Genomic DNA, 12710 nt, shown 5'->3' on the forward strand with positions numbered 1-12710 from the left:
GATTCAAAGCAGGCGCCAGGCGCCGCAGGCCAACAGCGCCAGCAGTATCGAGAGCAGTGCCAGGGTCCGCGGTCGCCACCATTGCCGCGGTTGCCCGGCCATGGCCTGCGGACTGCAGTAGCGCACCAGCCCCGGGCCGAAACCGGCCTGGTCCTGCTGCCGCGAGCAGGCCTCCAGGCAGGCGCCGCAGGCCAGGCAATCGGCCTGAGGTCCCTGGCGGATATCCAGTTGCATCGGGCAGGCGCTGACACAGGCAGCGCAATCGGTGCAGTCGCCCAGGCGGTCGGCGCTGAAGGTGGGCATCGGTCCGGCCAGCAGCGGGTGTGCAGCGCGGAACACGTAGTCCTGCGCGGTGGTCGGGTCGAGCAGGCCACGGCCGCGTCCGAGCACGCCCCCCAGCCCCGACGGACGCATGCCGCGCGGTTCGCCGCGGCGCGCGTCGTACAACATGCGCGGTGTATGCGGATCGGTCAGCAGCGGCTGCAGGCGCGCGAACGGGCACAGCGAACGGCACACCTGCTCGCGCAGGAAGCCGGCATTGCCCCAGGTGGCGGCGGCATAGAACAGCACCCAGAACGTTTCCCAGCCGCTCCAGCCGGCATGCGGCGCGGCGGCCACCAGTTCTTCGATCGGGCTGAACAGACCGACGAACGTGATGCCGGTCCACAGCGACAGCAGCCCCCATGCCAGCTGGGTGGCAGGGCCCACGCCGGGCGCTGGCAAAGCCCGGGCCATGGCGCGCGCAATCCAGTCGAAGGCGCGGCGCCATAGCGTCTGCGGGCAGGCGTGGCCGCACCAGATGCGGCCGGCGAGGTGGGTGAGCAGCGCGAGGCCCACCGCCAGCACCGCCAGCAACCCGATCAGCACGCCGACATCGCTGGGCCACAATGTCCAGCCAAACAGGTCAAAGCGCCGTGCGTTGATGTCCAGCAGCAGGGCCTGCCGCCCATTCCAGCGCAGCCATGGCAGGGCATAGAACAACGCCAGCAAGAGCATGCTGAGCGCGGCGCGCCAATGCCAGCGGCGTGGGATTCCGGTGCAGGGCGTACTCATCCCAGCGGCAGCTCGTCGTCGTCGTCGCTTGGCATCGGTCGCTGCAGGTACCAGGTGACCGCGCTGGACAGTGCGGTCACCGACCAGAACATGAAGAATCCTGCCGTATAGCCCAGTTCGCGGCTGATCGCCGTACCCGGAAAGCTGATCGCCTGCAGACGCAGCGGGTCGACAAAGGCGAAGAACACCACGCTGGCCAGGCCTGCAGCGATGAAGCTGGGCCAAAGGATGGCGCCCCAGTGCTGGATCAGCTGCTGGCGGCGGCTGGGAGAGGGTCTGTTCATGCTGTCCCGGATCGGAATGAGGGCGGCGCGTATACTCCGCCGAGGCTGGCGCAGCATCCGCAGGGCATGCTTCCTGCAGGCGTGCCAGCCTAGGTGCAGCGGACTGCGCCGACATTGATCTGGATCAACGGCGGTGCCGGCCAGCTACGGCACACTGCCGGCAAGCTTTGGGTACCCGATGAACGCAATATCGCCACCTGTGCTGCCCGTCGCCTCGCCCGGGCTGTGCACCGAGCAGGAAGTGACCCGCCTGGTCCACGATTTCTATGCGCGCGTGCGCGAGGAAGAGCGGTTGGGGCCTGTGTTCGAGGCACACGTCCGCGACTGGCCGGAACACCTGGCGCAGCTGGTCGATTTCTGGTCGGCAATGCTGCGCGGTACGCGCCGCTTCAAGGGCTCGCCGATGTCCAAGCACATGGCCATCGAGCTGGACAAGGACCTGTTCGACCGCTGGCTGGTGCTGTTCCGGATCACCACCGCCGAGTGCGGCAACCCGCCCATGCAGGCGCTGGCCAACGACGTCGCCGCGCGCATCGGTGACACCTTCTGGAAGCGCTACCAGATGCTGCGCTGGCCGCAGGTCGGCCTGCCGGTGCTGGGAATCCCCACCCGCGATTGATCTGGGTCAAGGCGGTGGCGTCCGCCCGGCGCGATGCTGGCGGCATGGACACGTTCTCTCCCGCCGCCGGCGGTCTGGCCTGGACCTTCGACCCCGACCTGCTGCGCCGGCATGACCGGCCCGGGCCGCGCTACACCTCGTATCCGACCGCGCCTCATTTCCACGATGGCTTCGATGCGCCGGCACTGCGCCGGGCAATCGCCGACAGCAACCAGCTGGCCCGCGCGCTGTCGCTGTACGTGCATGTGCCGTTCTGCTCCAGCCCCTGCTTCTACTGCGGCTGCAACCGGGTGATCACCCGCGACCGCGGCCGTGGCCACAGCTACGTCGCGCGCGTGCTGGCCGAGGCCGACCTGCTGGCGCCGCAGTTCGAGGACGGCCGTGAGGTCATCCAGCTGCACCTGGGCGGGGGCACGCCGAACTTCCTCGAGGCCGAGGCGATGACCACGCTGGTGGAAGGACTGCGCCGGCGCTTTGATTTCAGCGATTCGCCGCAGCGCGATTTCTCGATCGAACTCGATCCGCGCTTCATCGATACCCGCGATGTCGCCATGCTGGCGCGGCTGGGCTTCAACCGCGCCAGCCTGGGCGTGCAGGATTTCGACCCACAGGTACAGGAAGCGATCAACCGCGTGCAGGGCGTGCAGCAGACGCTGGACATCCTGCAGGCCTGCCGCGACAGCGGCATGCGTTCGGTCAACGTCGACCTGATCTATGGGCTGCCGGGACAGAGCCTGGAAGGGTTTGGCCGCACCCTGGAACGGGTGCTGGCATTGCGCCCGGATCGCCTGGCGGTGTACGGCTACGCACACCTGCCGCATCTTTTCCGCGCACAGAAGCAGATCGACGAACGCCGCTTGCCTTCGCCGGAAGACAAGCTGGCGCTGCTGGGCCTGGCGGTGGAGAAACTCTCTGCGGCCGGCTACCAGTACATCGGCATGGATCACTTCGCATTGCCGGAAGAAGATCTGTCACGTGCGCAGCGCGCCGGGCAGTTGCATCGCAATTTCATGGGCTATACCACCCACGCCGACACCGATCTGCTCGGCCTGGGCGTGAGTGCGATCAGCCACATCGGTGCCACCTACAGTCAGAATCCGCGCGACCTGCCGTCGTGGGAGGATGCCGTGGACCAGGGGCAGTTGCCGGTGTGGCGCGGCGTGGCGCTCAGCGCCGACGACCAGCTGCGCGCAGAACTCATCCAGCAGCTGATGTGCCAGGGCGAGGTGGACGGTGCGGTGCTGGGCCAGCGCCATGGCGTGGATTTCGAGCAGTACTTCGCCGAAGACCTGCGTTCGGTGCAGCGGCTGCAGGAAGACGGCCTCGCCGAGTACCGTGACGGTGTAGTGCGCGCCAGCGAGCCTGGACGGCCGTTGCTGCGGCTGCTGGCGATGTGCTTCGACCCGTACCTGCGTGCCGCCTGCGAGCAGCCGCGCTACTCGCGTGCAATCTGACGTTCGTCGTGAAAAGCGCGATGGTGCCCGGAGCCGGAATCGAACCGGCATGGGGTTGCCCCCGGCGGATTTTAAGTCCGATGCGTCTACCAGTTTCGCCATCCGGGCCTGCAGCGCGGCGCCGATTGTAGCCCAGCTGCAGAATCCCGACCGGATTGCAGTGGAGCGGCGGTGTGCTTAACTGTCGCTCCCATTCATGTCATAGTCCAAAGCCTCGTTCCCAGGGGGGGAGCCACCCGATGTCGCTGCACGCGATTGCCTATGCCAGCGAGGCCCGCGCCGACCTGCAGACAACCGATCTTGACCGCCTGCTGGCCGATGCCACGGCATTCAACCGAGTAGCCGGTGTCACGGGTGTGCTGATGTTCGATGGCAGCCGTTTCCTGCAGTACCTGGAAGGCCCGGAGGATGGCATCGATTCGGTGTACCAGCGCATCGCCAATGCGCGCAGCCATGGACAACTGAAGGTGCTGTGCCGCGCGCCGGTGGCGCAGCGGGCATTCCCGCGCTGGTCGATGGGGACCCGGCGCATTGATACAGAACTGCTGGTACAGATCGTCGACGCCTCATGGCCGGGCTTCGTGCTTGGCGGCGGTGGCTTCGAGCGCCTGCTGCAGGCCTGGACCGGCGCCGATGGCGAACTGGAGCCGGCCGCGGTCGCACTGGGTTCCTGACCCCACCTTGGCGGCCGGGCACCCGGGCCGTTAGGCTGTAGCCTTTCTGGCATGGATCTTCCCGGAGTGGCAAAGCGAATGAGTAGGTCGGCCATGCCCATGGCAGTACGCATGCGATTTCAGCCGTTGCATGGGATGCGGCGTTGAGCGCGCCGCTTGCGGCAGCAGCGTCGCCGCGCTTCGCGGTGATCGGGCTGGGCTACGTGGGCCTGCCACTGGCGGTGGCCTTCGGCCGGCACTGGCCGACGCTCGGCTTCGACATCGATGCTGATCGCATCGCCGAGCTCCGCGACGGCCAGGACCATACGCTGGAAATGGAGGCCGATGAGCTGGCCAGTGCGCAGCAGTTGCAGTACGGCAGCGATCCGGCTTTGCTCGATGCCTGCAATGTCTACATCGTTACCGTGCCGACCCCGATCGATGCCTATGAGCAGCCCGATCTGGAGCCGCTGCGTTCGGCGACGCGGCTGATCGCCAGCCACCTGCGTGCGGGTGACCTGGTGATCTACGAATCCACGGTGTACCCCGGCACCACCGAAGAGGTCTGCGTGCCGCTGCTGGAGCAGCTTTCCGGGCTGCGCTTCAACGAAGACTTCTACTGTGGTTACAGCCCGGAGCGGGTCAGCCCCGGCGACCGCCAGCGGCGCCTGGCCGATATCCGCAAGATCACCTCGGGGTCGACACCGGAAGTGGCTGCGGTGATTGATGGCCTGTACCAGCGCATCATCGCCGCCGGTACCTTCCCGGCGCCGTCGATGCGTGTGGCCGAAGCGGCCAAGGTGGTGGAGAACATCCAGCGTGACGTCAACATCGCGCTGGTCAATGAGCTGGCGCTGATCTTCGACCGGCTCGGCATCGACACCCAGGATGTGCTCGACGCCGCCGGCAGCAAGTGGAACTTCCTGCCATTCCGGCCGGGCCTGGTTGGCGGCCACTGCATCGGCGTGGACCCGTACTACCTGCTGCACAAGTCCGAGAGCGTGGGTTACCACCCGGACCTGATCCACACCGCGCGGCAGGTCAACAACCGCGTCGGTGAGCACGTGGCGTCGCGTGTGCTGGCAATGCTGGCCGAACGTGGCCGCGCACCTGCGCAGTCGCGTATCCTGGTGCTGGGCGTGACCTTCAAGGAGGATTGCCCGGACCTGCGCAACAGCCGCGCGCTGGAACTGGCGCAGCGCCTGCGTGATGCCGGCGCACAGGTGGAGGTCAGCGACCCGTGGGTCGGCCCGGCGGCATTGGCTGACGCGGGCGTGCACTGGCTGGCCGAGCCGGTGGCGGGGAGTTACGACGCCGTAGTTCTGGCAGTGGCCCATGCCCGATTCAAAGCCATGGATGACGCCGCAATCCAGGCGCTGCTGGCGCCCGGCGGCATCGTCTACGACGTGAAATCGGCCTGGCCGCGCAACGTGGTTGACGGTCGCCTGTAAACGCCGGTGATGGCCGGCGCGGTAGACTCGCAGGCAGTTGCAACCAAGGAACGCCATGCACCGGTATATCGTCTACCTGCTCGCCATCCTGATGTTTCCCATCTGCCTGTGGTTGGCCACGATCTGGCCGGCCTGGTACTGGGGCGTCGGCCTGACTGCCGCGATGGTGGCGCTGGGGACCTGGGATCTGCTGCAGAAGCGCAGCACGCTGCGCCGCAACTATCCGGTGATGGCGCATTTCCGCTATGGCCTGGAATCAATCGGCCCGGAAATCCGCCAGTACTTCGTGCAGAGCGACCTGGAGGACGTGCCGTTCTCGCGCCAGCAGCGTGCGCTGATCTACCAGCGCGCAAAGAACGAAATGGACACGGTGCCGTTCGGTACCCTGCGCAGTACCTATGCGGTGGATTACGAGTGGATCAACCATTCGCTGGCTCCCACCTCCATCGCCAAGCATGATTTCCGCGTGCTGATTGGGCCGAACTGCGCCAAGCCTTATTCGGCCAGCGTGTTCAACATCTCGGCGATGAGCTTCGGTTCGCTCTCGGCCAACGCGATCCGCGCACTGAACGAAGGTGCGCGGCGCGGTGGCTTCTACCACGACACCGGCGAAGGTTCGATTTCGCCCTACCACCGCGAGATGGGCGGCGATCTGGTCTGGGAGATAGGCTCGGGCTACTTCGGCTGCCGTGACGAGAAGGGTGGTTTCAGCGAAGAGCGCTTCGTCGCCAACGCTACCCACGACCAGATCAAGATGATCGAGATCAAGCTGTCGCAGGGTGCCAAGCCGGGCCACGGCGGCGTGCTGCCGGCACCAAAGGTGACCGCCGAAATATCGGTGACCCGTGGTGTTCCGATGGGCGTGGACTGCGTATCGCCGTCGCGTCACTCGGCATTCTCGACGCCGGTCGAACTGTTGCAGTTCGTGGCCCGGCTGCGCGAGCTGTCCGGTGGCAAGCCGGTCGGTTTCAAGCTGGCCATCGGACACCCCTGGGAATGGTTCGGCATCGCCAAGGCGATGCAGGAAACCGGGCTGCTGCCGGACTTCATCGTGGTCGATGGTGCCGAGGGAGGCACCGGCGCGGCACCGGCTGAATTCGTCGACCATGTCGGCGTACCGATGCATGAAGCACTGCTGCTGGTGCACAACACCCTGGTCGGCCTGGACCTGCGCGAGCGCATCCGCATCGGCGCCGCTGGCAAGATCACCAGTGCGTTCGACATCGCGCGCACCATCGCGCTGGGTGCCGACTGGTGCAATGCCGGCCGAGGCTTCATGTTCGCGCTGGGCTGCATCCAGTCGTTGAGCTGCCACACCGACAAATGCCCGACCGGCATCGCGACCCAGGACCCCGCGCGCTGGAAGCATCTGGATGCACCGGACAAGGCCACCCGTGTGTACAGCTATCACGAGCACACACTGCATGCCTTGAAGGAACTGTTGTGCGCGGCGGGCCTGAACGATCCGGCCGAGCTGGGGCCGGAGCACATCCTGCGTCGCGTGTCGCCGGTGGAAATCCGTTCGCTGGCGTCGCTTTACCGCTACCTGGAACCGGGCGAGCTGCTGCACAAGGTGCCCGATCATGCGGTATTCCATGCCTTCTGGGCCGATGCGCGCAGCGACTCGTTCCAGCCGCCGCCGAAGATCCAGGCTCTGCGCGCCAGCAAGTCGCGGTAGCGTGATGTTGTAGAGCCGAGCCCATGCTCGGCTGCTGTTCTCATCGCGAGGTCGGAACGAAGAACAGCCGAGCATGGGCTCGGCTCTACGAGGAGATGTCATGCAGTTCAGGACCGGCACCATGGATGACGTGGCCAAGTTGTGGGCGTTGCGCACGCGTTGCGTGCGCGAGACCTGCAGCAGCCATTACCCACCCGCGGTCATTGCGCCCTGGTCGGCGTCGCCGCCGCCCGCGCAGTACGCGCGGCTGCTGGGGCAGGGCGGTTGCGTGGTGGCCGAGGACGGGCAGGGTGGCCTGCTCGGCTTCGGCGTCTTTGATGTCGATGCCAATGAAGTCGATGCGTTGTTCGTCGATCCGGATCATGGCGGCCTGGGCATTGGCCAGGCGCTGATGCAGCGCCTGCTGGCGATGGCTGATCGTGAGCGTGAGGTGGTGCTGTCGGCCTCGCTCAATGCGGTGCCGTTCTATCAACGGCAGGGCTTTGTCAGCGTGCGTGAGGAAGCCTATGCACATCCCAGCGGTGTGGCGTTGGCCTCGGTGAGCATGCGCAGGCCGTGGTGACGTGGCGTCGAGCATGGGCTCGACGCTACGCCACAGGCGTCACCGCTCCGCCAACCAACCGATCACGCCTTCGGCGGCACGCCGGCCACTGGCGTAGCACGCGGTCAGCAGGTAGCCGCCGGTGGGGGCCTCCCAGTCCAGCATTTCACCGGCGCAGAACACGCCAGGAACGGCCCGCAGCATCAGGCCGTCATCCAGCGCATCCAGGCGCACGCCACCGGCGGTGCTGATCACCTCGGCCATCGGCCTTGGGCGCAGCAGGCGCAGCGGCAGGCGCTTGAGCGTGGTGGCCACAGCCGGCAGGTCGTTGCCGGCCTCCTTGCCAAGAATCTCGAACACGAGAGCGGCCTTCACCGCATCCAGACCCGCCTGGCGGCGCAGGTGCTCGCCGAAGCTTCGGCCCTTGCGGGGACGTGACAGGTCGGCCAGCAGGCGCGCCTCGTCGCGACCGGGCACCAGGTCCAGCCACAGCATTGCGTGGCCATCGCGGTTGATGGTCTCGCGCAGGTCGGCGGCCAACGCGTAGACCAGGCTGCCTTCAATGCCATATTCGCTGGCCACGCACTCGCCTTGCAGCGACCGCGGTTGTCCAGCCAGGTCGATCCAGTGCGCGACCACCGGCTTCAATGGTGCGCCGGCATTGCGCTGGGCAAAGAACGGCGTCCAGTCCACGTCGAAGCCACAATTGGCTGACTGCAGCGGCGCGATGTCCACGCCACGCGCCTGCAGTGGCGCGACCCAGGCGCCATCACTGCCCAGCTGCGGCCAGCTACCGCCGCCCATCGCCAGTACCGTGGCATCGGGGTGCACATCGATTTCCCCCGCCTCGGTGGCAAAGCGCAGGGCGCCGTCGTCACTCCAGCCGATCCAACGGTGGTTGGCGTGCAGGCGCACGCCCTGTTCCTTCAACCGGCGCACCCAGCCGCGCAGCAGCGGCGCCGCCTTGCGGTCGACCGGGAACACGCGGCCGGAGCTGCCCACATAGGTTTCCACGCCCAGGCCGGCGGCCCAGTCACGCAGTGCCTGTGCGTCGAAGCCGTCCAGCCAGTTGCCGACCACAGCGGCCTGCTCGCGGTAGCGGCTGTCGAACAACGGCCGCGGATCGGAATGGGTGAGGTTGAGGCCGCCCTTGCCGGCGATCAGGAACTTGCGGCCAGGCGACCCCTTGGCCTCGTACAGGTCGACCTCCAGCCCAGCGGCACGCAGGCGTTCGGCGGCGAACAGGCCGGCCGGGCCGCCGCCAATGACGGCGACCCGATGGGGCATGGCGGCATTACGGTTTGACATCGAGCAGCTCGACGTCGAACACCAGCGACGAGCCCGCCGGAATCGGGCCGACCTTGCGGTCCCCGTAACCGTAGTCCGGCGGAATCATCAGCGTGCGCTTGCCGCCGACCTTCATGCCGGCCACGCCCTCGTCCCAGCCGCGGATGACCTGGCCGGCGCCGAGCGCGAAGGTGAACGGCTTGCCGTGCTTGAAGGAGCTGTCAAAGGTCTTGCCGTGCTTGGTCTCGGTACGGTTGTCGTAGATCCAGCCGGTGTAGTGCACCGTGACCTTGCTGCCGGCGATGGCTTCGGCGCCGGTGCCTGGCACGGTATCGATCCGCTCGAAGGTGGTCAGCGTGCCGCCGGGCGGCGGGCCGGATGGTTCGGTCGAGCAGCCAGCGGCGGCGAGGGACAGCAGCAGGGGAAGCAGCAGGCGGCGCATCGGGCGTCTCCAGAAGGGCGCGGGGCGAGGGCGGCAAGGGTAGCGCATCGGCGCCGGGTATCATGGGGCCATGGCAAAACTCCTGCTCAATCTGCGCAACGTCGGCGACGACGAATATGCCGATGTCTGCACGCTGCTCGATCAGCACGGCATCGCCTGGTATCGCACCGAACCCAGCCCGTGGGGCATTTCCAATGGTGGCCTGTGGCTGCGCGACGACGCTGATCATCCGCGTGCGAAGGCGCTGATGGCGGAGTACCAGGCGGCGCGCGGCGTGCGCGTGCGGGCTGAACGCGAGCAGGCATTGCGTGATGGCACGGCCGAGACCTTCGGCAGCCTGTTCCGGCGGCGGCCGGCCTATGTGGTGCTGGTGCTGCTGGCGATGGCCGGCGCGGCGGCGCTGGTGCTGCTGCCGTTCCTGCTGTTGCGGGGGTAACGGGTTTCGGCCGGGTTGCACCCGGCACCCGCAGAGGCAACGGCAACGTCAAAAGCGGGTTTCCGTGGGATGGCGCGGCGGTGTGGGCAGGCGGGACATGCCGTAAACCCATCTTTGGGGGCCAGATCAAACGGTCCCGCCTGCCCACACAGCCCCGCCTCTGACAGCCTCCCGGCTATTGGTAGGTGTCGACCTTGGTCGACACAGCAGATCCACACCATGCGTGGATGAATGGGGATATCTGACCCTGGGGCGGTCTGGCGCTAAAATGGCGGGATGATCGCCAATACCGCTGCCTATCATTTCGCCGTCATCGACGCTCCCCAGGCCCTGTGCGACCAGCTGCTGGCCCGTGCCGAGACGGCGCAGCTGCGCGGCACGATCCTGGTGGCCGGCGAGGGGCTGAACCTGTTCCTGGCGGGGGCGCCGGAGGCGGTCGAGGGCTTCTATGCAGCGCTGCGTGCCGATGCGCGTTTCGCCGACATGCGGGTCAAGACCAGCCTGAGCGAGCACCAGCCGTTCGCGCGGCTGAAGGCCAAGGTCAAGGACGAGATCATCAGCTTCCGCCGCGATGACGGCCAGCCGCTGGACTATCCGCGCGCACCAGCGGTTGATCCGGCCACCGTGCAGCGTTGGTTGCGGCAGGGGCATGACGATGCCGGCAAGCCGGTGGTGATGCTCGATACCCGCAACCTGCAGGAAGTGGAGTACGGCACCTTCAAGGATGCGCTGGTGTTGCCCATCCGCAAGTTCACCGACCTGCCCGAGGCGCTGGCGCCGCATCGCGATGCGCTGCGGGACAGCACCGTGGTCAGTTTCTGTACCGGCGGCATCCGCTGCGAGAAGGCCGCGCTGTGGATGGTCAATGACGGCATGGACAATGTGCTGCAGCTCGATGGCGGCATCCTCGGCTACTTCGAGGAAGTGGGCGGCGAAGGCTACGAAGGCCGCTGCTTCGTGTTCGATGAGCGTGTGGCGCTGGATGCCGAGCTGAAGCCGATGGTCGACCAGCCGCTGCCGGAGCCGCGCCCCAGCGCGTTCTGACCGCGCTTCTGTAGCGCCGAGCCCATGCTCGGCTGCTGTTGGTCGACGAAAGGCAGCCGAGCATGGGCTCGGCTCCACACGATCCGGTGGGTGCTGAACCTGCCCTACGGGAATCAGCATCCCGCCACCGTCACTGGCCGCTGCGCCCGGCCGCCCCCATGCAAGGGTGATCCTGTGACGGAAAAACGCCTGATGATCCCGTTGTCGATCCTTGACCTGGCCCCGGTCTGCGAGGGCAGTGACACCACCGCCGCCTTCGCCAACATGCTGGAACTGGCGCAGCACGCCGATGCGCTGGGCTACCGCCGCTACTGGCTGGCCGAACACCACAACATGCCCGGCATCGCCAGTGCCGCCACCGCCGTGCTGATCGGCCATGTTGCCGGTGGCACCCGACGCATCCGTGTCGGCGCGGGCGGCATCATGCTGCCCAATCATGCCCCGCTGCAGGTGGCCGAGCAGTTCGGAACGCTGGCCTCGCTGTATCCGGACCGCATCGACCTTGGCCTGGGCCGTGCGCCGGGCACCGATCAGCCGACCGCGCGAGCACTGCGCCGCTATTTCGATAGCGCCGACCAGTTCCCGCAGGACGTGCGCGAGCTGCTGCACTACTTCGAGCCGGTCCAGCCTGGACAGGCAGTGCAGGCCGTTCCGGGTGGTGGCCTGCGGGTGCCGACCTGGATCCTCGGTTCAAGCCAGTTTGGCGCACGCATGGCCGCCTCGATGGGCCTGCCGTATGCATTCGCCTCGCATTTCGCGCCGGACGTGATGGACGAAGCGCTGGCGGTGTACCGCCGCGAATTCCGCCCCTCGGCCACGTTGAAGCAGCCGCACGCGATGCTGGCCCTGAATGTTGTTGCCAGCGACAGCGAGGCCGAGTCGCGTCGCCTGTTCACCAGCCAACAGCAGAGTTTCGTCAACCTGCGCCGCGGCCGGCCGGGCAAGATCCCGGCGCCGATCGACGACATTGAAGCCTTCTGGGAGCCGCACGAAAAGCTCGGCGTGGAACGGGCCCTGGCCTGCACCGTGCTGGGCGATCCGCAGCAGGTGGCCGAGGGTATCGCCGCTTTCGTTGAGCGGCACAAGCCTGACGAGCTGATGCTCACTGCCAACCTGTATGACCACCGTGCGCGCCTGCGTTCCTTCGAGCTGGCGATGAACGCCTGGCATGGCCGCCACGCGGGCTGAACAATCGCGTCACGGCCCGTTGCGGCCGATCCGCGTCTGATGGGAGCTCCCCTTTCTGGAGTTCCCACCATGGCCGAGACCCGTGCCGAACACATTGCCCAGCTGGCTGAACTGATCAAGGACGTGGAGGTGGCGATGTTCACCACCACCGGCGTCGATGGGCGGCTCTACAGCCGGCCGTTGGCCACCCAGCAGGTCGCCTTCGACGGTGACCTGTGGTTCGTGATCACCGCCGACAGCCCGAAGGTGGCCGAGATCGCGCTCGACCCGCGCGTCAATGTGGCCTATGCCTCGCCATCGAAGAACACCTATGTGTCTGTGGCGGGGCGGGCGCGGGTTGTCGATGATCGCGCGAAGATCGAAGAGCTGTGGTCGCCGGCGATGAAGCTGTTCTTCCCCGCCGGCAAGGAAGATCCCAACCTTCGCCTGATCCACGTGCGCGCCGATAGCGCCGAATACTGGGATGGCCCGGGCACCTTGCTGGGCAAGGCCTTGAGCTTCGTGCTGTCGGCGGTGCAGGACGATCCGGCACCGCTGGCGGACAACGGATTCGTCGACCTTCGGTGATTGCCGCATCCAC

At 67.0% G+C, this 12710-nt stretch carries 14 protein-coding genes and 1 tRNA gene; 10 read left to right on the plus strand and 5 right to left on the minus strand.

The window, feature by feature from the left end; all coding sequences use genetic code 11:
- Positions 1–3: 3 nt before the first annotated feature.
- Positions 4–1053, minus strand: coding sequence for a 4Fe-4S dicluster domain-containing protein (locus AC5P8U_RS11275; RefSeq protein ID WP_111007589.1), 1050 nt, complete (start codon positions 1051–1053; stop codon positions 4–6).
- Positions 1050–1337, minus strand: a complete 288-nt coding sequence (locus AC5P8U_RS11280) for a hypothetical protein (RefSeq protein WP_014036651.1) — start codon at positions 1335–1337, stop codon at positions 1050–1052. Before AC5P8U_RS11280 ends, AC5P8U_RS11275 begins: the two co-directional genes overlap by 4 nt.
- Positions 1338–1515: 178 nt before the next feature.
- Here AC5P8U_RS11280 and AC5P8U_RS11285 point away from each other — a divergent pair, with 178 nt between their 5' ends.
- Both AC5P8U_RS11285 and hemN read left to right on the plus strand, forming a co-directional pair.
- Positions 1516–1956: a group III truncated hemoglobin gene (locus tag AC5P8U_RS11285; protein ID WP_088497761.1), complete on the plus strand. Its 441-nt coding sequence runs from the start codon at positions 1516–1518 to the stop codon at positions 1954–1956.
- 44 nt (positions 1957–2000) lie between these two features.
- Complete coding sequence (hemN, locus tag AC5P8U_RS11290; protein ID WP_072166936.1) at positions 2001–3410, plus strand: oxygen-independent coproporphyrinogen III oxidase; 1410 nt, start codon at positions 2001–2003, stop codon at positions 3408–3410.
- 21 nt (positions 3411–3431) lie between these two features.
- Here hemN and AC5P8U_RS11295 read toward each other — a convergent pair.
- Positions 3432–3518 (minus strand) — tRNA-Leu (locus AC5P8U_RS11295).
- 131 nt (positions 3519–3649) lie between these two features.
- Between AC5P8U_RS11295 and AC5P8U_RS11300 the strand changes: the two genes are divergently transcribed.
- The 4 genes from AC5P8U_RS11300 (at position 3650) to AC5P8U_RS11315 (ending at position 7754) form a co-directional block, all read left to right on the plus strand.
- Positions 3650–4084, plus strand: coding sequence for a BLUF domain-containing protein (locus AC5P8U_RS11300; protein WP_088497736.1), 435 nt, complete (start codon positions 3650–3652; stop codon positions 4082–4084).
- 143 nt (positions 4085–4227) lie between these two features.
- Positions 4228–5514 carry a nucleotide sugar dehydrogenase gene (locus AC5P8U_RS11305; RefSeq protein WP_072166707.1) on the plus strand — a complete coding sequence of 429 codons (1287 nt, stop codon included), beginning with the start codon at positions 4228–4230 and terminating at the stop codon, positions 5512–5514.
- A gap of 55 nt (positions 5515–5569) precedes the next feature.
- A complete protein-coding gene (locus AC5P8U_RS11310; RefSeq protein ID WP_447897177.1) occupies positions 5570–7192 on the plus strand; it encodes an FMN-binding glutamate synthase family protein in 1623 nt (540 codons plus the stop codon).
- Positions 7193–7292: 100 nt separating this feature from the next.
- On the plus strand, positions 7293–7754 hold the full coding sequence (locus AC5P8U_RS11315) for a GNAT family N-acetyltransferase (protein WP_088497737.1): 462 nt from the start codon (positions 7293–7295) through the stop codon (positions 7752–7754).
- A 39-nt stretch (positions 7755–7793) separates the two neighbouring features.
- Here AC5P8U_RS11315 and AC5P8U_RS11320 read toward each other — a convergent pair whose 3' ends face one another.
- Both AC5P8U_RS11320 and AC5P8U_RS11325 read right to left on the minus strand, forming a co-directional pair.
- A complete protein-coding gene (locus AC5P8U_RS11320) occupies positions 7794–9041 on the minus strand; it encodes a TIGR03862 family flavoprotein (protein ID WP_334271553.1) in 1248 nt (415 codons plus the stop codon).
- Positions 9028–9462, minus strand: coding sequence for an FKBP-type peptidyl-prolyl cis-trans isomerase (locus AC5P8U_RS11325; protein WP_188241105.1), 435 nt, complete (start codon positions 9460–9462; stop codon positions 9028–9030). Before AC5P8U_RS11325 ends, AC5P8U_RS11320 begins: the two co-directional genes overlap by 14 nt.
- Before the next feature lie 70 nt (positions 9463–9532).
- On the opposite strand from AC5P8U_RS11325, the gene AC5P8U_RS11330 reads away from it, so the two are divergent.
- From AC5P8U_RS11330 to AC5P8U_RS11345, 4 genes are all read left to right on the plus strand, one after another.
- On the plus strand, positions 9533–9898 hold the full coding sequence (locus AC5P8U_RS11330) for a DUF6164 family protein (RefSeq protein ID WP_188241104.1): 366 nt from the start codon (positions 9533–9535) through the stop codon (positions 9896–9898).
- Between the two features lie 276 nt (positions 9899–10174).
- The gene (locus tag AC5P8U_RS11335) at positions 10175–10942 is read left to right on the plus strand and encodes a sulfurtransferase (RefSeq protein WP_088497739.1); all 768 of its coding nucleotides are present in this window, start codon (positions 10175–10177) and stop codon (positions 10940–10942) included.
- A gap of 192 nt (positions 10943–11134) precedes the next feature.
- Positions 11135–12130, plus strand: coding sequence for an LLM class flavin-dependent oxidoreductase (locus AC5P8U_RS11340; RefSeq protein WP_447897261.1), 996 nt, complete (start codon positions 11135–11137; stop codon positions 12128–12130).
- Positions 12131–12199: 69 nt separating this feature from the next.
- Entirely contained in the window at positions 12200–12697 is a 498-nt protein-coding gene (locus AC5P8U_RS11345) for a pyridoxamine 5'-phosphate oxidase family protein (RefSeq protein WP_005416015.1), read from the plus strand.
- Positions 12698–12710: the final 13 nt, after the last annotated feature.

Source organism: Stenotrophomonas sp. YJH_SMC_81, from assembly GCF_059370875.1.